Here is a 21919-nt window from a genome sequence, read left to right as displayed (position 1 = left end):
TTCTCTCGCCTCATGCCCGCAATTACCACAGACCTGTCCGCCCTCGCCCAATCCATCAAGGATTGGGGCCGCGAGCTGGGCTTTCAGCAAGTCGGCATCAGCGGCCTCGACCTGGCCGAGCATGAGCAGCACCTGGAGCGCTGGCTCGCGGCCGGCTACCACGGCGAAATGGACTACATGGGCGCCCACGGTAGCAAACGCTCACATCCGGAAGAGCTGGTGCCCGGCACACTTCGGGTGGTTTCCCTACGCATGGACTACCTGCCGGGCGACACCGAAATGGCCAAACGTCTGGCACAACCGGAAAAAGCCTACGTCTCGCGTTATGCCTTGGGCCGCGATTACCACAAATTGATCCGTAAACGCGTGCAACAACTGGCCGATAAAATTCAGGCCGAAATCGGCCCGTTTGGTTTCCGCGCCTTCGTCGACAGCGCGCCGGTGCTGGAAAAAGCCATCGCGGAACAGGCCGGTCTTGGATGGATCGGCAAAAATACCTTGGTCCTGAATCGCAAGGCGGGCAGTTATTTCTTTCTCAGCGAACTGTTTGTCGACTTGCCGCTGCCGGTTGACCCGCCACACAGCACCGAACATTGCGGCCGTTGCACCGCATGCCTCGACATCTGCCCGACCAACGCCTTCGTCGGCCCTTATGTACTCGACGCCCGACGCTGCATTTCCTACCTGACCATCGAACTGAAAAGCGCGATCCCGGAGGATTTGCGGCCATTGATCGGCAATCGGGTGTTCGGTTGCGATGACTGCCAGATCGTCTGCCCGTGGAACCGCTTCGCCCGTCCGTCCGGCGAAAGCGACTTCAAGCCACGGCACAACCTGGACAACGCCGAACTGGCCGAGCTGTTCATGTGGGACGAGGACAAGTTCCTCAGCAGCACCGAAGGTTCGCCGTTACGCCGAGCAGGTTACGAGCGTTGGCTGCGAAACCTGGCGGTAGGCCTGGGGAACGCGCCGTCAAGCATTCCGGTGCTGGAAGCGCTGAAGGCGCGGCGCGACTATCCATCTGAATTGGTCCGAGAACACGTCGAGTGGGCCCTGAAACAACACGGACTCCTGTAGCAGCTGCCGAAGGCTGCGTTCGGCTGCGGAGCAGTTGTCATCCTGCAAAGGGAGTCTTGCGGACTCGAACGCAGCCTTCGGCAGCTGCTACAGGGACCGTGCTGAACTCAGGCTTCGTCGTTGTAAACGAATTTCGGCATTTCCCAGTGAAAACGGATTGCCAGTAACCGCAACAGGAAGCCGCCAAACAAGGTGATGAGAATCGCCTGTTCACCCGGCAATTGCAGGTAAATGCAGAGCATGTAGCACCACGCCGCAGCGAACGAGACGCTGGCGTAGAGTTCGCGGCGGAAGATCAGGGGGATGTCGTTACAGAAGATGTCGCGCAGGATGCCGCCGAAAACCCCGGTGATCACACCGCTGACGGACGCTACGAGCATTCCGTGGCCCATTTCCAGCGCGGTCATGCAGCCAATGAGGGTGAACGCCACCAGGCCCACGGCGTCGAGCACCAGAAACAGCGAGCGCAGGTGGCGCATCCAGCGCGCAGCGAAGACCGTGAACATCGCCGCCACCGAGGTCAGCACCAGGTATTCCGGGTGCTTGACCCACGTCAGCGGGTAGTGGCCGAGCAGCACATCACGCACCGAACCTCCACCTAACGCCGTGACGCAGGCGATCAGCACCACGCCAAACCAGTCCATCCCGCGACGACCGGCAGACAGGGCACCGGTCATGGCTTCGGCGGTAATGGCGATCAGGTAAAGCATCAGCAACATGGCGGCGGTCCTTGCAGGAAGGCGCGCAGTCTAGCCATTTAGGGACGGCACCAAAAGAGGGCATTGCACATTCCGTGCAGCCCTCAATTCCATCAGAACTTGATGAAATGCTTGCGGTAATGCTGCAGCTCGGCGATCGATTCGCGGATGTCGTCCAGGGCCAGGTGAGTGCTGCCCTTTTTGAAGCTGTCGCGCACGTCCGGCGCCCAGCGTGCGGCCAACTCTTTCAGCGTCGAGACGTCGAGGTTGCGGTAGTGGAAGAAGCTTTCCAGCGATTTCATGTGGGTATAAAGGAAGCGACGATCCTGGCAGATGCTGTTGCCGCAGATCGGTGACTTGCCCTTCGGCACCCATTTCTCCAGGAAAGCGATAGTTTCGGCTTCAGCTTCGGCCATGCTGATACGGCTGTCGCGAACGCGCTGGGTCAGCCCGGAGCCGCCGTGTTGACGGGTATTCCACTCGTCCATGCCGGCGAGAATTTCGTCGCTGTGATGGATGGCGATCACCGGACCTTCGGCCAAGGTGTTCAGGTCACTGTCGGTGACGATGGTGGCCATTTCGATGATGACGTCGGTATCAGGGTTCAGACCGGTCATTTCCAGGTCGATCCAGATCAGATTCTGCGGGTTTTGCATGTGTCGGCTCCTAGGCAATGCTGCGCAGTTTAGCCTAGGGCGGCAGCCGGGCGTGCTAAACTCGCGGCCGTTTTACCTAATCGCTGCATTCTTGATACGGAACACCTATGGCCAAACGCCAACTCAATCGTCGTCAAAACTGGCGCATCGAAAAGATTCAGGGCGAACGCGCTGCCCGCGCCGCCAAACGCGAGTCCTCGGCTGTCGAGGCACTTGAGGGTGGCGATCTGGGTCCGGAACAGACAGGCCTGGTGATTGCGCACTTCGGTGTGCAGGTCGAAGTCGAAGCCCTCGATGGCGATTTGGCCGGCCAGGTGTTCCGCTGTCACTTGCGCGCCAACCTGCCGGCGCTGGTGACCGGCGATCAAGTGGTCTGGCGTGCCGGCAACCAGGGCATCGGTGTGATCGTGGCGCAACTGCCGCGTAAAACCGAACTCTGCCGTCCGGACAGCCGTGGTCAGCTCAAACCTGTAGCCGCCAACGTCGACATGATCGTCATCGTCTTCGCGCCACTGCCCGAGCCCCATGCCAACTTGATCGACCGTTATCTGGTTGCTGCAGAGCACGCCGGCATCCGGCCGCTGCTGTTGCTCAACAAGTTCGACCTGATCGACGAGCAGAACGCCCCCGCGTTGAACGCCTTGCTGGCGGTTTACCGCACCCTGGGTTACCCGGTGCTGGAAGTCTCGGCGCACCACGGCAACGGCATGGAGCAACTTCAAAAGCAATTGGACGGACGCATCAGCGTGTTCGTCGGCCAGTCCGGCGTCGGCAAGTCGTCGTTGGTCAACAGCCTGTTGCCTGAAGTCGAAGCCCGTGTCGGCCCGCTGTCCGAGTTGTCCGGCCAGGGCACTCACACCACCACTACCGCGCGGTTGTTCCACTTCCCCGGTGGCGGTGAGTTGATCGACTCCCCGGGTATCCGCGAATTCGGCCTGGGCCACGTCAGCCGTTCCGACGTCGAGGCCGGTTTCATCGAGTTCAACGACCTGATCGGCACCTGCCGCTTCCGCGACTGCAAGCACGACCGCGAGCCGGGTTGCGCTCTGCTCAAAGCTCTCGAAGAAGGCCGCGTGCAGCAGCAACGGATGAACAGCTACCGCTCGATCATCGCTAGCCTGCCGGAAACCAGCTACTAAACAGACGCGCCCGCTGCCTCGACACTGACGGGGCGGCGCGCCGCTTGTACCATCCTACAAATATCCTCACCCTTTAAACGTCAGAGACTTCTGTAAGGCTCTTGCACGCCTGTTTGTAGGGGAATTCTCTTTATCCGTGCAGGTCTTGTTGCGACCACTCAAGTGCATACATTCGAGCCCTCTTCGCATTTTGGCGATACCGAGGGATACCCATGCAAACCTATCATTTGTTCATCAGCCATTCGTGGAACTACCCCCACGCCCACGACAACCTCGTGCGGCTGCTCAACGCTAAACCCGGCTTCACGTTCAAAAATTTTTCGGTGCCGCCGGACAACCCTATCATCGGCGCGAAAACCGACAAGCAGCTGGAAGAAGCCATCGAAAACAAAATCCGGCCCTGCTCGGCAGTGCTGATCATGGCGGGGATGTATTCGACCTACAGCAAGTGGATCAACAAGGAAATCGAGATCGCCAGGCGAATGGGCAAGGTGATCATTGCGGTGAAGCCGTTTGGTGCGGAACGGATTTCTACCGTGGTGCGCCGGGCAGCACACGCAGAGTGTGCGTGGAACACCAACAGCATCATCAGTGCCATTCGCACTCACGCGGCGGGTTGAACCATGCGCAAGGGATTGTTCATCGGCATTAATAACTACAGCCATGTTTCGCAATTGAGTGGCTGCAACAACGACGCGATGGCCATGGCTTCGGTGCTGAAAACCGACGCCAATGGCGATCCGAATTTCAAGAACCTGGTCCTGACCTCCGCCGAAGATTACCTGAGCCGCGAAAAGCTCGAAGGGCATATCCAGGAATTGTTTTCAGGCGATTGCAGCGTTGCACTGCTGTACTTCGCCGGTCACGGCAACTTCGACGTCGACACGGACGAAGGCATGCTGATCCCCCAGGACTACAAATCCGCCAAGGATGGAATTCGCATCAGCGACATCCTGAATTGGGCGACCAAAGCGGTAAAAATCAAAAACAAAGTAATTATTCTCGACTGCTGCCAGGCGGGCTCGGCGGGCGAAGTGCGGGCGCTACGCAGCGAAAGCAGCATGGTGTGCGAAGGCATGACCATCCTCACCGCGTGCAAAAAGGAAGAGCCGGCGATGGAAGGCGCCAACCACGGGGTTTTCACGGGGCTGTTGCTGCAAGCACTGCACGGCGGCGCCGCAAACATATTGGGAAAGATAACCCCAGGCAGCCTCTATTCATTCGTCGACAACGCTCTCGACGCGTGGGAACAGCGCCCGGTGTTCAAGACCAATGTGTCGCAGTTCATTTCATTGCGAGAAGTCTCGCCGCTGATCCCCAAAGAGATTCTGCGCAAACTGCCTGATTGGTTCGCCGAAGCCGAATCAATGTTTGCCCTCGACCCCAGCTACGAACCTACCGAAGCCACGTTCGATCCAGAACACGGCGAAGTCTTCTCCCAACTGCAAAAGTGCAACCGCCACAGCCTGATCGAACCGGTGGACGCCGAGCACATGTACTACGCGGCCATCCACTCCACCGGTTGCCGCCTCACCGCCCTCGGCGCCTATTACCGCGAACTCGCGATCAAGGGACATTTCTGATGCCTGTGTTTATCAGCTATCGCCATAGCGATCGGCCCCACGCCATCGCCATCAACACCCGTCTTATTCAGGCCAACATCAAGACGTACTTCGACGTGCTGGATCCGGAATCACAGACCACTGACGACATCACCGGGGTCATCACCCGCAACATCACCGCGTGCACGCACTTGCTCGCCGTGATTTCGGAGAACACCGCACAGTCCTGGTGGGTGCCGTTCGAGATCGGAGAAGCGACCATCAGCAATCGCCGCATCTGCTCGTACCAGGTTGGCCCCAGCGCTTTACCGTTGTACCTCGACAAATGGCCGAAACTGAGCGGCGATACGGACATCAATTTTTTCATTGATGCTTATCGTGAGGAGTTGATAACCAAACGCTCGATAGGACTGGAATCGATCAGTGAGTCGGTTCGCGGCATCTACAAAGGAAATGCAGACCTGTTCCACGACCAACTCAAGAACCGCATCCGACGCGGTTTCTGACAGCTCACAAAAAAGCCGCGAATACCGCGGCTTTCTGATCTTCAGCGCGTTGCTTTTTCCAGCCTCCAGCCCAGCGCATCCAAGGCGTCGCAGCCATCCTGTATCAATATGTGAGCAGCATTGGCGAAATGCTCTAGATCATGACCTTCGGCATCCTTCACGCACAGGCAGGTGACGCTGTTGAGCAGATTACGCGCGGCTTTGAGTCGGTGGACGGCGGTTTCAAGAAGATCGGAAGCGCGGGCTTCGGTGTCGATGTACAGCGTCGGGCCGACGCTGAAGTTGCCTTGGAGGGGGTGGAATTTAGGCATGGCTTGAATCTCATCTGATAGGTGAAGCTCCCACCCTTTCGCGGCTAAACGAATTAGGTGGTAGCTGTGCGCGGGTTTAGCCGACCGGACAGATGACCCGGTACACCCGAAGGTGTCCCACACACAGCCACCATAGACATGTAGTTGCCAGGCAGCAAAAAGCGCCGCGATTATACGGGCGCTTGTGCATCATCTGATACGACCGGCTAAAGTCGATCACCGATTCGTCGGCGACGGACAAACTATAGGCGAGCCTTAAGCGAAGAAAAACCCGGTTTATATGTCTCGGAGACTTCCTACACCTTTCTCGGACATGCCCTCATTCCTTGATTTTTACCGCGATCAGGTAGATCTAAATACATTCTTGCAGGCACAAAAAAGCCGACATCGCTGTCGGCTTTTTTGCGGGTCACTGCTTCGGTGGTTCTGCTGGCTTCGGAGCATCAAACAAATTCAAACGCTCGCGAAGCTCATGTGCCGGCAACGGCTCTTTATCTGCCGGCAACGCGTTCGGGTCGGCTGGCGTGGCGGGCACTTCGCCCGGGCCGCCCTGCCCTTGAGTCGGCGTTGGTTCTGGAGCCGGTTCGGCACCTTGCGAACCTTCGATGGCACGCTGGGCTTTCTTGGTCAGCACCACGATGTCGATACGGCGGTTGACCGGATTGAACGGGCTCTCGCGATCGAACAGTGCCGACGAGGCATAACCGACGACCCGCGCCACCTGTGCATCCGGATAGCTGCCAGCGATCAGCGCACGACGTGCCGCGTTGGCACGGTTGGCCGAGAGTTCCCAGTTACCGAAATCACCCGTGCTCGAATACGGCTTGGCATCGGTGTGGCCGCTGATGCTGATCTTGTTCGGCACCGCTTTGATGGTGTCGGCCATGGCCAGCAGGATGTCTTCGAAGTACGGCTTCAGACGGGCACTGCCGGAGTCGAACATCGGTCGGTTTTCGGCGTCCACGATCTGGATGCGCAAACCGTCCGGTGTGATTTCGAACAGGATCTGGTCTTTGAATTTCTTGAGTTGCGGATTCTCTTCGACTTTGTTCTGCAGTTCTTGCAGCAACAGCTCGAGACGCTCCTTCTCGACCTGCTCGGCCATGCCTTCAACCTGCTCGGTGTCGATGGTCACCTTGTCTGGCTGCGGCTGAGATTTCACCTCGGGGTTGAGGGTGTTCTCCGGCGCCAGGGTCGGCGAGCCGCCCAGGTCGATGATGTACGGCGTGCCGCTTTCCGAAAAGCCGACCGGGTCCTTGAAGTAACCGGCGATGGCGATTTTCTGTTCGGGTGTTGCGGTGGACAGCAGCCACAGCACCAGGAAGAACGCCATCATCGCCGTCGCGAAGTCCGCGAAGGCGATTTTCCAGGCGCCCCCGTGATGCCCGCCGGCGATGCGCTTGACGCGCTTGATGATTATCGGCTGGTTATTTTCCATGACTTAGCGACCGCGAACCGCTTGTTCCAGCTCAGCAAAGCTAGGACGGTGCGCCGGGTACAGAACCTTGCGGCCGAACTCTACCGCCAGCGATGGCGGCATGCCGGAGGCCGAAGCGACCAGCGAGGCCTTGATGGCTTCGTAGACGTTGAGTTCTTCCTTGGCATCGTGGGCCAGGGAAGTGGCCAATGGGCCGAAGAAGCCGTATGCCGCGAGAATACCGAAGAAGGTACCGACCAGGGCTGCACCCACGTGTAAACCGATGGATTTCTGGTCGCCTTCGCCCAGGGAGGCCATGGTCACCACGATACCGAGCACCGCCGCGACGATACCGAAACCCGGCATGGCGTCGGCAATGCCGTTCACCGCGTGGGCAGGGTGTTCCAGGTCTTCCTTGAGGCTGTAAAGCTCCATGTCGAACAGGCCTTCAAGCTCATGGGGAGCCATGTTGCCGGAGGACATAATCCGCAGGTAATCGCAGATGAACGCGGTCATGCGCTCGTCTTTGAGCACGACCGGGTACTTGGCGAAGATCGGGCTCGCGGCGGCATCTTCGATGTCGCCTTCGATGGCCATCATGCCTTCGCGACGGCTCTTGTTGAGGATCTCGTAGATCAGGCCCAGCACTTCCAGATAGAACGTGTGGTTGAAGCGCGAACTGAACATGCCCAAGGACTTCTTGAGCACGTGCATGGTCATGTAACCGGGGTTGGCCTGCAGGAATGCACCGAGGGCCGCACCACCGATAATCAACACCTCGAAGGGCTGAATCAGGGCGGCAATTTTGCCATGGGAGAGCACGTATCCGCCGAGCACGCTCGCGAATACGACGATGATGCCGATTATTTTAGCCATAGGTAGGAGAGCACTTACTGAGTCGGGTTCAAGGTCATATTCGGAAGTTAAAAAATCTCTTCTTCTACTTATCGGCAAAACTGCGCCAGACTATAGCCAGTTCAGGCGAAAAGCCAATTTGGCCCGCTCCGGGCATAGGTAATGCAGACGATGATCGCGTCCAACCATGGCTAACGAAACGAACGTTCCAATTCCAAAACCGACCACTCTCGAAGGCTGGGTCAAGCTTCTCGATGGCGTGCGCCTGCCGGTTCCGCAAGTCAGTCATGACCGTGTCTGCAAAGCCATCGCCAACAGTCGCAGCTCCCTGCGCGATATCGCCGAACTGATACAGGACAGCCCGGCGCTGGCGCTGAGCGTGATTCGCGAAGCCAATCGCCACACCCATGGCAGCATGACCGAGCCTGCGGAGAACCTTGAGGTGGCGATCAATCGCCTCGGTTTGAAGCGCACCGAAGAACTGCTAGCCCGCCTGCCTGCCCAGCCGCAATCGGAGATCCCGATCGCCCTGCGTCAGCTGCAGCTGATCAGCCAGCACGCGACCCAACAGGCCAACGGTTTTTTCGCCAGTCGCCTGGCGCGGCTGTGGCAGGACATCCACTGGGGCAGCCTGCTGTTTCTCTCGCCGCTCTGGCCGATGGCGTTGACCCATCCGCAGCTGCTCGAAGAGTGGGAGCTGCGGGTCATCCACAAAGGCGAGTCAGCGCGCAAAGTCGAAAAGCAATTGTTCGGCGCGCGCCTGCTGGACATCTGCCTGGCGCTCGTGGACATCTGGCGCCTGCCAATCTGGGTGCAACAGGGTTATCGGCTGCTGCTCAACGAGCAACGTGAGCTGGTGAAAGTGCTGCGCATCGCGCGCGACAGCGATCATCCATTGCGCCAACAGAACCGCCTCGATGACGATCCGACCCTGCGCCGCTGGCTCAATCAACCGGCCAATACGGTGCTGCTGGCCAACGGTCTGGCGCTGTCGGCGCAACAGGCCTGGGACAGTCCGCACAGTGAACGCTGGCAGTACCTGACCAGCCTTTACCTGCAAATGCCGATGGACGAAGTGCAGCAGCAGTTGCACCAACAGGCCGCCAACAGCGCCCGCCATCACGCCATGCCAGACCTTTGGCACCCGGCCGTTTCACTGATCTGGCCGTGGGGCATGAACCGCGTTCACGCCGGATTGCTGCCAGCCCCGGCACCGACTGCCGAAGACCTGGCGAAATGGCGCAGACAGTGTGCCGAGTTGCTGGTTGAGCCGAGTCGCTTCACCAATGCCATGCACTTGACCACCTCTGCCCGGGACGCTTTGGTCGCGTGCGGCATGCGTCGGGTGATGATCCTGATGGCCGACCGCACCCATGACAATCTGCGGGTGCACCAGACGGCCGGGCTGCCAAAAGAAGTGGCCGGTCTGAACTTCGTCGTCAGCCAGAGCACCGTGCTGCAACGCCTGCTCTCGCAACAAGCCCAAGTGCGCCTGACGCCGGCCAACAACGCACAATTCTCAGCCCTGTTGCCGGCCAGCCTGCGCTCACAGTTCGGCGGTGAACACTTGCTGTTGCGCTCACTGGTCAATAATGGTCGGGTGATCATGATTGTGGTGGCGGATCAGGGCGGCGGGCCGTTCTCGGAAATCACCGTGCAAGCCTTCGGCAAAACCGCGCAGTGCATCGAGAAAGCCCTGCACAGCTTTAGTCACCGCGGCCAATGACGCTGCTATACAATCCTCCCCTTTGTGTTCTGGAGACCTCACATGCCTGACTTCTCTGGCTTGCCGCTGGTGATCGAGCCGAGCGATTTGCTCGCTCGTCTCGACGCCCGCGAACTGATTCTGGTGGACCTGACCAGCAGCGCCCGCTATGCCGAAGGGCATATCCCCGGTGCGCGTTTTGTCGATCCGAAACGCACGCAACTCGGTCAGGCGCCTGCGCCGGGACTGATGCCGCCGCAAGCGGCACTCGAAGCGTTGTTCGGTGAACTGGGGCACAACAAAGACGCGGTCTACGTGGTCTATGACGACGAGGGCGGCGGTTGGGCCGGGCGCTTTATCTGGCTGCTGGATGTCATCGGCCACAGCAAGTACCACTATGTCGACGGCGGCCTGAAGGCCTGGCTGGCAGAAGGTTTGCCCATGTCGATCCAGATCCCGGCTCCGGTCGGCGGCCCGGTTGCGTTGACCCTGCACGACGAACCCACTGCCACCCGCGAATACCTGCAAAGCCGTCTCGGTGCCGCCGACCTGGCAATCTGGGACGCACGCGGGCCGCTGGAGTACTCCGGCGAGAAAGTCCTGGCGGCCAAGGCCGGGCACATTCCCGGCGCGGTCAATTTCGAATGGACCGCGGGCATGGATCAGTCGCGCCACCTGCGCATCCGCACCGACATGCCGCAGATCCTGGAAAAACTCGGGATCAGCAAAGACAAAGAAGTGATTACCCACTGCCAGACTCACCATCGTTCTGGCTTCACCTATCTGGTGGCCAAATCCCTCGGTTATCCGCGGGTCAAAGGCTACGCCGGTTCCTGGGGCGAATGGGGCAACCACCCCGATACGCCCGTAGAGATTTAAGGTTTTTAAGGACAGTTAATGAATAAGCGTTTGTTTATCCTCAGCCAATACCTGCTGCCCCATCACCTGTTGTCGCGACTGGCCGGCTGCATTGCCGAATGCCGCGTGCGCTGGTTCAAGAATGCCTTCACCGCCTGGTTCGCCAAGCGTTATCAGGTGGACATGTCGCAGGCGCTCGTTGAAGACCTGACGGCCTACGAGCACTTCAATGCATTCTTCACTCGCGCCTTGAAGGACGGCGCTCGCCCGCTGGACGAGACGCCAGGCGCGATCCTCAGCCCGGCCGACGGTGCGGTCAGCCAACTCGGCCCGATCGAACACGGTCGCGTGTTCCAGGCCAAGGGCCACAGCTTCAGCGTGCTGGAATTGCTGGGCGGCGACGCTGCCAACGCGGCGCCGTTCATGGGCGGTGATTTCGCGACTATTTATCTGTCGCCGAAGGACTACCACCGCGTGCACATGCCGCTGGCTGGCACCCTGCGCGAAATGGTCTACATCCCGGGCCGGATCTTCTCGGTCAACCAGACCACCGCCGAAAACGTTCCGGAACTGTTCGCCCGCAACGAGCGTGTGGCGTGCATTTTCGACACCGAGCGCGGGCCGATGGCCGTGGTGCTGGTGGGGGCGATGATCGTTGCGTCGATCGAAACCGTTTGGGCCGGGTTGGTCACGCCGCCTAAACGCGAGCTGAAAACCTTCCGCTACGACGAAGCTGCCCGTGCGCCGATCCATTTGGAGAAAGGTGCAGAGCTGGGTCGGTTCAAACTGGGTTCGACCGCTGTCGTGCTGTTCGGGCCTGATCAAGTGCAGTGGGCTGAAGAACTGGCGGCCGGTTCGCCGGTACAAATGGGCCAGGGTATGGGCCTGGCAAAAGCCTGATCGCTGATCCGACCCCGCGAACGTCTTCGCGGGGTCGGACATTTCGGTGGTGCCGCTACTCTATCTGTCCACGGAAGCCGATCGGCCCTTCGTTGGCGTAGGTATTGGTGCCACTGAGGTTTTTCCCTCCATCACTGGAGGTCACGCTCAACGCCACAACGTTCTGATTATCCCGGCCTCCGATGACCCATTTGCCACCCGGATGCCACGGGGCATCGTTGCCGCCCCACTGATTTTCAACGTTGTACTGGTTCTGGCCCGTGCGCTGAGCCTTGAAGCCAATGGGACCTTCACCCGCATACGTCATGGTGCCGGTGAAACTCTTCCCGCCATCGCCCGATTTGATCTCGATCGCGACAACGTTCTGGTTGTCCCGCGCGCCTAGCGTCCAGTCTCCGCCCGGATGCCAAGGTGCCGAACTACCGCCCCATTGATTTGCCACTACATATCTAGACATAAACTTCATCTCCTTGAAGTTACAAAGAGACCTGCCCTGCGTAGGCAGCAGGCCATACGACTTTGCGTTTCCAGTCGCACGACTGTCAGATTAGTAGTACGCCCGGAGGGCACTCGACTGACAGACAAACGGTAGAAACCCATAGCTGCTACAGTCAGGTCATTCACTGCCCATTTACCGGTTGGAGTTTTTCCACGGCATGAATGAGACCAGCCCCCACCTCCTGCTACGCGCCCCGATCCCGACGCAGTTGCGCCTGTCGTTCTGTGAAGCCACCCCGCGTGATCTCAAGCGCTGGATCGCCAATCTACCCAAAGCCAACATCGGCGAAACCGCTCGTCAGCTGTATCAAGGCTTGAGCGAACTCAACCAGCTGCTCACGCCCAGCGACAATCGCCTGCAATTGCTCGAACTGCTGCGGCCCGAGGTGTATTACGTCTGCAAACACCTTGAGCAGCATTTCCTGCATCAGTCGATTGTCCTCGAGGAGCGTTCGCGCAAGATCGCCAACCTCTGCCAGGCGCTGCAAAGTCACTTGGCCATTGGTTATAAACAGATTGTCGTGCGCATCACACCGAAGTTCAGCAAGGACCGTGCGCCGCTGCTGACCCAGGCGCTGCAACGGGCGATCCATTGCCTGAACGGGCCGCTGATTCGCGCTACCAAACTCTATTGCCCGGTGCCGGAAGGCTTGTGGCTGGAGCTGCATCAGCTTTACCGGATCGCCTGCGCGCACCGGCTCCAGCACACGAGCCTGCGCGATGAGCTGGCCAGCCAGACGCAAAACCTGAGTATCGAACAGACTTACGTGGTCGCCTTGCTGCTGGGCGCCTCACGCTGCAACCAACTGCGCCAGCACCAGATTGCCCGGGTAGCCGAGGTGCTGGAGCCCTGGAGCCAATGGATCAAGCTGCAACCCGACAAACCGGCCACCGGGCTGTTTGCCGTCGTGCCAGACCTCGACACCGGACCGCGTTACCGCACCAAGTTCCGGGCCGAGCAGCAAGAGAGCTTATTGGGGATTGATCCGCAGCCGTTGGTCGCGGCGATTGAAGCTCATTTGCAAAAAAATGACAGTTCATCACCGCTGCCCGTGCCAGCAGGGTTAAGCCTGGATACGTTGCAACACCTTCATGCCGCCTGGGGCCAGACTGCCGAGCGCAGTTTCCAGCGCACCGTCGGCCAAGGCACGTTGACCCTGTGCATAGGCATGAGCGCGCTGCACTTTTATCTGGGTGGGCAACGCTCATTCAGCGACATCCTGAAAAACCACGGCGCCCGGCCTGCACAATTTTCGGTAACGTCGGCGTCCGGCCGGGAAAAGGACCAATGGCACCAGGCCTTCGACGCCGCCCCCCAAGTCAATGCAGACGCTCTATTGCCCTACGAAGAGATCGAATACCCGCAGCTTCAGAATGACGACAGCCACGAAGCATCCGACCGCAATCAGCACTTCCCGACCCATGTCCTGTCAGTAGTCAATCACAGCCCCGGCGGTTACTGCCTGGCCTGGCCTGGCGCTGTACCGGCCGAGTTACAGGCGGGTGAGATGGTCGGTATCGAGGATTCTGCCAGTCAGGGCTGGAGCATCGCGGTGGTGCGCTGGATCCGCCAGGTGCGCGGCGGTGGCACGCAGATGGGCATCGAGCAGGTTGCCCCCTTCGCCGAGCCTTGCGGCCTGCAACTGGTGCGCACCCGTGATGACCACAGCCAATACCTTCGCGGTCTGTTGCTGCCGCAAATCAGCGCCATCGACCTGCCGGCCACTCTGCTCGCACCGCGCCTGCCCTTTCAGGAGGGCAACAAGGTCATGATCAATACCCACGGCGAGGAACGCCGGGTCGGGCTGGAGCGGCAGGTGGCGAGCACCAACAGCTTTAATCAGTTCGCCTACCGTCCACTGGAAGCAGTCAGAAACGACAACGCCGCGGTGAGCGGCGCTGAGGAGGATTTTGATTCGTTGTGGAAAACGCTTTGAGGGTGAATCTGTAAGACCGTGGCGCGGCCTTCGCGAGCAGGCTCGCTCCCACAATTGATCTATGTCTATAACACGATCAATGTGGGAGCGAGCCTACTCGCGAAGGGGCCAGATCAGGCAGCAAATACCTCAAAGTTGCCCGTCGCGATCCCGGAAACCCAGCAGATACAGCACGCCATCCAGCCCAAGGGTGGAAATTGCCTGCTTCGCCGACTGCTTGACCAGCGGTTTGGCACGGAACGCCACGCCCAACCCGGCAATCGCCAGCATTGGCAAATCGTTGGCGCCGTCGCCGACCGCAATGGTCTGCTCCAGACGCAAACCTTCCTTGTGCGCCAGTTCCTTCAGAAGATCCGCCTTGCGCTGCGCATCAACAATCGGCTCGACGGCCACGCCGGTGACCTTGCCATCGACCACTTCCAGTTCATTGGCGAACACATAGTCGATGCCCAGCTTGGCCTGCAATTGCTTGGCGAAGTAGGTAAAGCCGCCCGACAGGATTGCGGTCTTGTAGCCCAGACGCTTGAGTTCGGCGAACAGGGTTTCGGCACCTTCGGTCAGGCGCAGGGAAGCGCCGATGGAATCCAGCACGCTGACGTCCAGCCCTTTCAACAAGGCCAGGCGCTCCTTGAAGCTGGCGCGGAAGTCCAATTCGCCGGCCATCGCCCGCTCGGTGATCGCCGACACCTGATCGCCCACACCGGCAGCCTTGGCCAGTTCGTCGATCACTTCGGCTTCGATCAGCGTCGAGTCCATGTCGAACACCGCCAGACGGCGGTTACGACGGAACAGTGAATCTTCCTGGAAGGCGATGTCGACGTTCAGTTCCTGCGCAACGCTGAGGAATTCGGCCCGCAGCGCTTGCGGATCAGCCGCTTCACCACGAACGGAAAACTCGATGCAGCCCTTGCCCTGATCGGCCGGGGTGTCCAGCGGCATGCGCCCGGACAGACGATCGATATGGTCGATGTTCAGGCCATATTTAGCGGTGATCGAACTCACGGCCTGCAATTGCCCGGCAGTCACTTTGCGGGTCAACAGGGTCACGATGTGGCGTTTCTTGCCCTGATTGCCAACCCACTGCTGATAATCCTCTTCGGAAACCGGCGTGAAACGCACCTGCTGATCGAGCTTGTAAGCCGTGAACAGGATGTCCTTGAGCACCGACTTGCCTTGCTCGGAGTCAGGAATTTCAACCAGGATGCCGAACGACAAGGTGTCGTGGATCACCGCCTGACCAATGTCGAGAATGTTCACACCACCCTGGGCCAGAACGCCGGTAATGGCCGCAGTCAGACCCGGACGGTCGACTCCCGTGATGTTTATCAGGACGATTTCGCGCAAGGCGCACCCCCGCAAGTGGAAAAAAACCGCATTCTACCCACATTCAGTGACCATCGGGCACCGTGAGCGCTTTGACGGTCTAGGGCCTGTCGCTATACTGCGCGTCAACTTCACGGACAAAAGAGCCGAGCTCAAGTGAACCGGCCCACGCCAGTAAAAACCGATAACTTCTTTCTGCTGATCTTCCGTGCACTGCGCCACCGCCGTGTACCGATTGCATTGCGCATCGCCAGCCATAACGTGATCCTGGTCGCTCTGGCCCTGGTGATCTATGCCTGTGTGATGGGTTTGCAGTTCAAGCAGGCCATGCACGAGCAGGCAGATGCCCTGGGTGAAAGCCTGACCACGCAGACGGCCACGTCCGCCACGGAGCTGTTGGTGTCCAACGACATCCTCAGCCTCAACGTGCTGCTCAATAACCTGACCAAAAACAAGTTGGTGGCCCATGCGGCCATTTATAGCGTGGATAACCGCATCCTCGCCGAAGCCGGTCAGCGCCCCAAGCATAGCCTGCTGGGCGAAGCCGAAGGCATGTACCAGAGCAAGATCACTTTCCAGGACGTGACCGCCGGGCAACTGCGCATCAGCCTGGACATGGATCAGTTCCAGCAGCCGATGACCATCAGCCTGCAAAGCATGGGCATTTTGAGTGCGATTCTGCTGGCGCTGTCCCTGGCCTTGAGCCTGCGCCTGGGTCGGCACATCTCCACGCCGTTGCTGCAATTGCGGGTGTGGCTGCGCCATATCGACGAATACACCCCGGCCACCGAGCGTCAGGATGAGATCGGCGATCTGGCTCGCCAGCTGCACGCCGACTTCGCGCCAGAGCCCGCCGAGCCGGAACCTGCTCCAGAGCCTGAGTACGACGAAAGCGACTACGAAGACGCTGACGATAACGAGCCCACCTTCGAAATGCGCAATTTGCGTGACCCGAGTTTCGATGAAGCCAAGCCTGTGGCCGGCCTCAAACCTGCGCCACGGCGCATTGTCAGCACCGTTGAAGACGATGATGACGACGATGCATTTGCCGACCTGCGTGATGAATCAGCGTTGACCGCGCCGAAACCGGTAGCAAAACCGCAACTATCGAACGTGCCGCAGCACAGCGCGGTGCTGGCCGTACAACTGGGCGCCCAAGATCAGCTGCGTCGCCTGCCCCGCACACGTCTGGAAGAACTGCTCAAACGCTATCGCGACTGCCTCGATCAGGCCGCCTCGCTCTACCAGAGCGAGCTGCACACCCTGAACGATGGCAGCACGCTGATGCTGTTCCACACCGAAGACAGCGGCGACGACTACCTGACCAACGCCATCTGCTGCGGTGAATTGTTGCGAGCTCTGGGCCATCAGTTACAGATCGAAGTCGCCGACAGCGGCATCACCCTGCAATTGCAACTGGGCCTGACCCTGGGTGACGAGCTGTTCGGTCTGAGCCAGATTGATCTGCTGCTGACCGAAACCGCTCAGGATGCGCTGGCCCTGTCGCAACACAGCCGCAACTTGCTGCTGGTGGAGCGCAAGATCGGTGACGACGCGCTGATCCGCCAGCGCGCACGAATCCGACCGATCGCAAGCCCGGAAGGCGCTTGTTGCGTAGAGCGACTGATGGAACCTTATCCGTCGATGCTTGAGCGGCAACTGGCGCGGATGCACGAACGTCGGGCGTAAGTAGCCCCGTTATGAAAAAGCCCGCAGACGAGTAATCGTCTGCGGGCTTTTTGTTGATTCTGAAAAATGCGCTTGCCTCTAGAGCCACCCCTCACCCTAACCCTCTCCCCAGAGGGGCGAGGGGACTGACCGAGGTGTCTTTCGAGGTACTGTCGTGGTCAACTAATTCCGGACACCTCGATAGGTGATTTTGATGCCATCGCCCGTTCATAAACTGTCGGTGGCAGATATCCCAGTTTCGAGTGCAGCCGTTCGTTGTTGTAAAACCCAACGATGTACTCAGTGATGTCGCGTATCGCCTCGCCATGGTTGGCGTAATCACGTCGCCATACCCGCTCCATTTTCAAGCTCAGGAAGAAGCGCTCCATCACTGCGTTATCCCAGCAGTTACCTTTACGGCTCATGCTTTGCTGCATGTCACTTCTTGCCAGCAGCGCTCTGTAGCTCGCACTCGCGTACTGGCTGCCGCGATCCGAGTGGGCGATCAAGCCGGGTGGCGGTTGACGTTGAGCAACCGCCAGCTGCATTGCACTGCACACCAGTTCAGCGGGCATGTTCGGCGCCATTGACCAGCCCACTACCTTGCGTGAGAACAAGTCCAGCACCACAGCCAGATACAACCAGCCACTGCGGGTTCGGATGTAGGTAATGTCTGCTACCCAGGCCTTGTTCGCCGCCTCGGGTTCAAATTGGCGGTTCAATACATTTTCAGCAATCGGCAGGTCATGTTTGCTGTCGGTGGTGTGCACAAATTTACGCTTCCAGGCCGAACGCAGGCCGTTGACGCGCATCATGCGGCGAATCTTGTAAATGCCTACTTCCATACCCTTTGCACGTAACGCTTTACGCAATGGGCGACTGCCATAGCAGCCGCCACTTTCAGCAAACGACGCCTTGAGTTGCAGAGCAACGGGGCAGATCGATGCAGGAGCCTCAGCGCGCTTGTTGGCCTCGTAGAAGCCGGATCGACTAACCCCCAACAAACGACACACATACGCCACCGAATAAGCCTTCTGTTGCAGCTGCCGAACCAAGCGGTACGTTACTTCAGCTCGCGGGCAAAGAAGGCGGTGGCTTTTTTTAGTACATCGTTATCCATCTTGAGTTGACGGTTTTCTTGCTCCAACTGACGAATACGCTGTTGCTCAGAGGTCAGCGGCTTGCCGATCCCGGCTTGTCCCAACTTCTCGGCCTCATACTGTTGTACCCAGCGTCGAACGGCCGTATCACCAATATCAAGATCACGACAAACCTGTGAAACACTCAGGCCCTGGTCCTTGATCATCTTTACAACTTCCAGCTTGAAGCTGTCGTCGAATACTTTACGTTTGTCGGTCATGGAGAACTCCTCAATAGGTGCATTTTCCACCTATCGGGGTGTCCGGGGAAATTAGACCACTGCAGTACATCGACCTGAGATTCCGAGTCGAACTCAGGCTTGAAAAGCTTGAAGATCCGCTCCCTTTCCCCCTCTCCCCTCTGGGGTGTTTGTACCGGACACATGGTGGACAGGTGTTCGGAGACATGGTGGATCTCAAGCCGTACACATATTCGAGGCACTCACCAATCAATCCTCAGAAACAACAAAACCCGCATCAATGCGGGCTTTGCTTCGGATCAATCCAGGCTTAGAACCTGAACACTTCCATATCGGTCCGGATCGGCGAAGCCATCGGAATCTTCGGTTGCTTATCCTTTTCTGCCGCAGGCGCCACAGGCTTGGCAGCCGGTTTTTTTGGCGCTTCGGCAATCGGTGGCTGATTGGCCAGCGGCTTGAGTGCCGTCGACAGTTGTTCGGCCAGACGCTGCAGCAATACACCCTGAGCCTGAACCTGAGCCGCCGTGCCACCGGCATGCTGTTCCTGCAGATGAATGATGCGGTTATCACGAACATGGCCACGACGGTCGATCAAACGCCATTGCGCATCAAGGATCGCCGGTTGCGCCTCACCCGAGTCCAGGCGAGTAATCGTCAGCAGAACCTGCACATCCGGCGTGAAGCCCACTGTCGCTGGCGCCAGCACTACGCGCTGACTGTCCAGATGACCGGCGACCTGACGCAGCAGCAGCTGATCGATATCCGACGACAGGCTACCCGCCCAACGACCATCAGCCGAAGCTTGCAGGCTGCCATCCGGCTGTCGCTGCAACAACGTTTCGCGTTGCAGGTAATCAGCTACAGTTACCGGACCCAGCAATACAGCCATGCCCGCGCTTTGCGCAGGCTGAGCCGGACTTCCGCTGTCCAGCTGATACAGCGACACCGGTTGGTGAGTGCTGCAACCCGCCAGGCCAAGAACGCCGGCGAGCATCAAAATAAAAGGAAGGCGCAGAGCAGTCATCGTCCCATCCAGGTGGTTGCCACAAGGCTAACCACAGTGAAAATACTCAATAAATATGAAGAACGCTCGGCCACGCCGGCGCTTGAAAGGCCATATCATCCGTGAATATGCGTTCCGACTCCAGCGCCAAAGCGTCGATCTACGCGTTAAATCGTAGATCGAGCGCTCTAGGACGCTTAATTGAGGTTTTCGACGAGCAGCGCATCTACCCTCTGAAAGCCACGTGGCAATTTGTTACCACGACGTCCACGCTCACCTTTGTAGTGTTCGAGGTCGTCTGCTTTTAGTGACAAGGTACGTTTTCCGGCCTGCAGCACCAATGTGGCGCCATCCGGCAGAACGGCGATGTCCGTGACATATTCTTCGCGGCTGGCAACACGCTCACCGGAAATCCCGATGATCTTATTACCTTTACCTTTACCTAATTGTGGCAGATCGCTGATTTTGAAGATCAGCAGGCGACCTTCGGTGGTCACCGAGGCCAGCCAGTTCTGCTCACGATCAGCCACCGGACGCGGCAGAATCACCTTGGCGTTGTTCGGCAGGCTCAACAGCGCCTTGCCCGCCTTGTTCTTGGCTTGCAGGTCTTCACCTTTTACCACGAAACCGTAACCGGCGTCGGAGGCGATCACGTACAGCGAATCGTCTTCCGGCATCAGCACGCATTCGAAGCTTGCCCCTGGCGGCGGCGTCAGACGACCGGTAAGCGGTTCGCCCTGGCCACGGGCCGATGGCAGCGTGTGCGCGGCCACCGAATAGCTGCGACCGGTGGAATCGATAAACACCGCAAACTGGTTGGAGCGCCCGGGCGCCAGAGCCTTGAAACCATCCCCGGCCTTGTAGGAAAGCCCGGTGGCGTCGATTTCGTGCCCCTTGGCAGAACGAACCCAGCCTTTTTCCGACAGGACGACGGTCACTTTCTCGTTCGGCAGCAGATCGTGCTCGGTCAGGGCCTTGGCTTCGGTGCGCTCGACGATTGGCGAGCGACGGTCATCGCCGTAGGTTTCAGCGTCCTTGATCAGCTCGGTGCGGACCAGTTTTTTCAGCTTGGCTTCGCTCCCCAGCAGGGCTTGCAGCTTGGCCTGCTCCTTGAGCAGTTCATCTTGCTCGGCACGCAACTTCATTTCTTCCAGTCGCGCCAACTGACGCAAACGGGTGTCGAGAATGTAGTCGGCCTGGATTTCGCTCAGGGCGAAACGCTCGATCAGCGCGGTTTTCGGGTGCTCCTCGGTGCGGATGATGTGAATCACTTCATCCAGGTTGAGGTAGGCAATCAACAAACCGTCCAACAGGTGCAGGCGACGCTCGACCTTATCGAGGCGGAATTGCAGGCGACGACGCACAGTCTGGACCCGGAATTCCAGCCACTCGACCAACAGCGCGCGCAGGTTTTTCAACTGCGGCTTGCCGTCCAGACCGATGATGTTGATGTTGACCCGGTAGCTCGACTCCAGCTCGGTGCTGGCGAACAGGTGCTGCATCAGAGCGTCGTGATCAAAGTTTTTGCGTGCGCCCGGAATAATCACGATCCGGCACGGGTTCTCGTGGTCGGACTCGTCTCGCAGGTCAGCGATCTGCGGGGCTTTCGACGGTTTGGCCTGCATCATGGCCGCGATCTGTTCCAGCACCTTGGCGCCCGACACCTGATGCGGCAGCGCGGTGACGATGATATCGCCGTCTTCGATGTGGTACACGGCGCGCATGCGCACCGAGCCCTTGCCGGTTTCGTACATTTTCAGCAGGTCGGCACGTGGCGTGATGATTTCCGCTTCGGTCGGGTAATCCGGGCCCTGGATGTGCTCGCAGAGCTGTTCGACCGTGGCTTTCGGTTCATCCAGCAAACGCACGCAAGCCGTGGCGACTTCGCGCAGATTGTGCGGCGGTACGTCGGTGGCCATGCCCACGGCGATGCCGGTGGTGCCGTTGAGCAGGATGTTCGGCAAACGTGCTGGCAACACCAGCGGTTCGTCGAGGGTGCCGTCGAAGTTCGGGCCCCAGTCTGCCGTGCCCTGGCCCAGTTCGCTGAGCAGCACTTCGGAATAACGCGACAGCCGCGCTTCGGTGTAACGCATGGCGGCGAAGGACTTGGGATCATCCGGCGCACCCCAGTTACCCTGGCCGTCGACCAGCGTGTAGCGGTAGCTGAACGGCTGGGCCATAAGGACCATGGCTTCGTAGCAGGCCGAGTCGCCGTGCGGGTGGAACTTACCGAGCACGTCACCGACGGTACGCGCCGACTTCTTGTGCTTGGAATCGGCGTCCAGCCCCAACTCGCTCATCGCATAGATAATGCGTCGCTGTACCGGTTTCAGGCCGTCGCCAATATGCGGCAAGGCACGGTCCATGATCACGTACATGGAATAGTTGAGGTAGGCATTTTCGGTGAAGTCAGCCAGTGACCGGCGTTCTACACCGTCCAGGCTGAGATCAAGGGAGTCGCTCATGC

The 21919-nt window shown here is 59.1% G+C and carries 20 protein-coding genes; 10 read left to right on the top strand and 10 right to left on the bottom strand.

Features of this window, described 5'->3' with window-relative positions; all coding sequences use genetic code 11:
* The first annotated feature begins 12 nt into the window (after positions 1-12).
* On the top strand, positions 13-1077 hold the full coding sequence (gene queG / locus QFX16_RS02590; RefSeq protein WP_283182714.1) for a tRNA epoxyqueuosine(34) reductase QueG: 1065 nt from the start codon (positions 13-15) through the stop codon (positions 1075-1077).
* 107 nt (positions 1078-1184) lie between these two features.
* Here queG and QFX16_RS02585 read toward each other — a convergent pair whose 3' ends face one another.
* Both QFX16_RS02585 and orn read right to left on the bottom strand, forming a co-directional pair.
* Positions 1185-1796, bottom strand: coding sequence for a trimeric intracellular cation channel family protein (locus QFX16_RS02585; protein ID WP_008153267.1), 612 nt, complete (start codon positions 1794-1796; stop codon positions 1185-1187).
* 92 nt (positions 1797-1888) lie between these two features.
* Positions 1889-2431 (bottom strand): oligoribonuclease, encoded by a 543-nt coding sequence (gene orn, locus QFX16_RS02580; protein ID WP_008035288.1) that lies wholly within the window; start codon positions 2429-2431, stop codon positions 1889-1891.
* A gap of 107 nt (positions 2432-2538) precedes the next feature.
* On the opposite strand from orn, the gene rsgA reads away from it, so the two are divergent.
* From rsgA to QFX16_RS02560, 4 genes are all read left to right on the top strand, one after another.
* The gene (rsgA, locus tag QFX16_RS02575) at positions 2539-3570 is read left to right on the top strand and encodes a small ribosomal subunit biogenesis GTPase RsgA (protein ID WP_283182713.1); all 1032 of its coding nucleotides are present in this window, start codon (positions 2539-2541) and stop codon (positions 3568-3570) included.
* 212 nt (positions 3571-3782) lie between these two features.
* Positions 3783-4190, top strand: a complete 408-nt coding sequence (locus tag QFX16_RS02570; RefSeq protein ID WP_123369060.1) for a TIR domain-containing protein — start codon at positions 3783-3785, stop codon at positions 4188-4190.
* Positions 4191-4193: 3 nt separating this feature from the next.
* Complete coding sequence (locus tag QFX16_RS02565) at positions 4194-5153, top strand: caspase family protein (protein WP_283182712.1); 960 nt, start codon at positions 4194-4196, stop codon at positions 5151-5153.
* Positions 5153-5638: a toll/interleukin-1 receptor domain-containing protein gene (locus QFX16_RS02560; RefSeq protein ID WP_283182711.1), complete on the top strand. Its 486-nt coding sequence runs from the start codon at positions 5153-5155 to the stop codon at positions 5636-5638. Before QFX16_RS02565 ends, QFX16_RS02560 begins: the two co-directional genes overlap by 1 nt.
* Positions 5639-5679: 41 nt before the next feature.
* Here the strand turns inward: QFX16_RS02560 and QFX16_RS02555 are convergent, their stop codons facing one another.
* From QFX16_RS02555 to motA, 3 genes are all read right to left on the bottom strand, one after another.
* On the bottom strand, positions 5680-5949 hold the full coding sequence (locus QFX16_RS02555; protein ID WP_283182710.1) for a hypothetical protein: 270 nt from the start codon (positions 5947-5949) through the stop codon (positions 5680-5682).
* Positions 5950-6358: 409 nt separating this feature from the next.
* Positions 6359-7387 carry a flagellar motor protein MotB gene (gene motB / locus QFX16_RS02550; protein WP_283182709.1) on the bottom strand — a complete coding sequence of 343 codons (1029 nt, stop codon included), beginning with the start codon at positions 7385-7387 and terminating at the stop codon, positions 6359-6361.
* A gap of 3 nt (positions 7388-7390) precedes the next feature.
* Positions 7391-8242: a flagellar motor stator protein MotA gene (gene motA, locus QFX16_RS02545; protein WP_283182708.1), complete on the bottom strand. Its 852-nt coding sequence runs from the start codon at positions 8240-8242 to the stop codon at positions 7391-7393.
* Between the two features lie 166 nt (positions 8243-8408).
* On the opposite strand from motA, the gene QFX16_RS02540 reads away from it, so the two are divergent.
* From QFX16_RS02540 to asd, 3 genes are read left to right on the top strand one after another with little or no spacing between them, the layout of a single operon-like run.
* Positions 8409-9947 (top strand): HDOD domain-containing protein, encoded by a 1539-nt coding sequence (locus QFX16_RS02540; protein WP_283182707.1) that lies wholly within the window; start codon positions 8409-8411, stop codon positions 9945-9947.
* A gap of 42 nt (positions 9948-9989) precedes the next feature.
* Positions 9990-10805: a rhodanese-like domain-containing protein gene (locus QFX16_RS02535; protein ID WP_283182706.1), complete on the top strand. Its 816-nt coding sequence runs from the start codon at positions 9990-9992 to the stop codon at positions 10803-10805.
* A gap of 18 nt (positions 10806-10823) precedes the next feature.
* Positions 10824-11684: an archaetidylserine decarboxylase gene (gene asd, locus QFX16_RS02530; RefSeq protein ID WP_140677185.1), complete on the top strand. Its 861-nt coding sequence runs from the start codon at positions 10824-10826 to the stop codon at positions 11682-11684.
* A 55-nt stretch (positions 11685-11739) separates the two neighbouring features.
* On the opposite strand, the gene QFX16_RS02525 is transcribed toward asd, so the two are convergent.
* A complete protein-coding gene (locus QFX16_RS02525) occupies positions 11740-12141 on the bottom strand; it encodes a lectin OAA family protein (protein ID WP_042932429.1) in 402 nt (133 codons plus the stop codon).
* A gap of 199 nt (positions 12142-12340) precedes the next feature.
* Here QFX16_RS02525 and QFX16_RS02520 point away from each other — a divergent pair, with 199 nt between their 5' ends.
* Entirely contained in the window at positions 12341-14119 is a 1779-nt protein-coding gene (locus QFX16_RS02520) for a cyclic-di-GMP receptor FimW-related protein (protein ID WP_283182705.1), read from the top strand.
* 129 nt (positions 14120-14248) lie between these two features.
* Here QFX16_RS02520 and serB read toward each other — a convergent pair whose 3' ends face one another.
* On the bottom strand, positions 14249-15463 hold the full coding sequence (gene serB, locus QFX16_RS02515) for a phosphoserine phosphatase SerB (protein ID WP_283182704.1): 1215 nt from the start codon (positions 15461-15463) through the stop codon (positions 14249-14251).
* 135 nt (positions 15464-15598) lie between these two features.
* Here serB and QFX16_RS02510 point away from each other — a divergent pair, with 135 nt between their 5' ends.
* Complete coding sequence (locus tag QFX16_RS02510) at positions 15599-17131, top strand: AhpA/YtjB family protein (protein ID WP_283182703.1); 1533 nt, start codon at positions 15599-15601, stop codon at positions 17129-17131.
* Between the two features lie 158 nt (positions 17132-17289).
* On the opposite strand, the gene QFX16_RS02505 is transcribed toward QFX16_RS02510, so the two are convergent.
* From QFX16_RS02505 to parC, 3 genes are all read right to left on the bottom strand, one after another.
* Positions 17290-18470 (bottom strand): IS3 family transposase gene (locus QFX16_RS02505; protein ID WP_283182702.1). Its coding sequence is split into 2 segments (ribosomal slippage): positions 17290-18215 and positions 18215-18470, totalling 1182 coding nucleotides; the frame shifts between segments, so codons are not numbered across the junction.
* A gap of 289 nt (positions 18471-18759) precedes the next feature.
* Entirely contained in the window at positions 18760-19473 is a 714-nt protein-coding gene (locus tag QFX16_RS02500; protein WP_283182701.1) for a PqiC family protein, read from the bottom strand.
* A 176-nt stretch (positions 19474-19649) separates the two neighbouring features.
* A complete protein-coding gene (gene parC / locus QFX16_RS02495) occupies positions 19650-21917 on the bottom strand; it encodes a DNA topoisomerase IV subunit A (protein ID WP_283182700.1) in 2268 nt (755 codons plus the stop codon).
* Positions 21918-21919: the final 2 nt, after the last annotated feature.

Origin of the sequence: Pseudomonas svalbardensis, assembly GCF_030053115.1 — a bacterium.
GTDB classification, from domain to species: domain Bacteria; phylum Pseudomonadota; class Gammaproteobacteria; order Pseudomonadales; family Pseudomonadaceae; genus Aquipseudomonas; species Aquipseudomonas svalbardensis.
The sequence above is the reverse complement of the archived record's forward strand: the minus strand, read 5'-3'. Positions and strand labels throughout refer to the sequence as shown.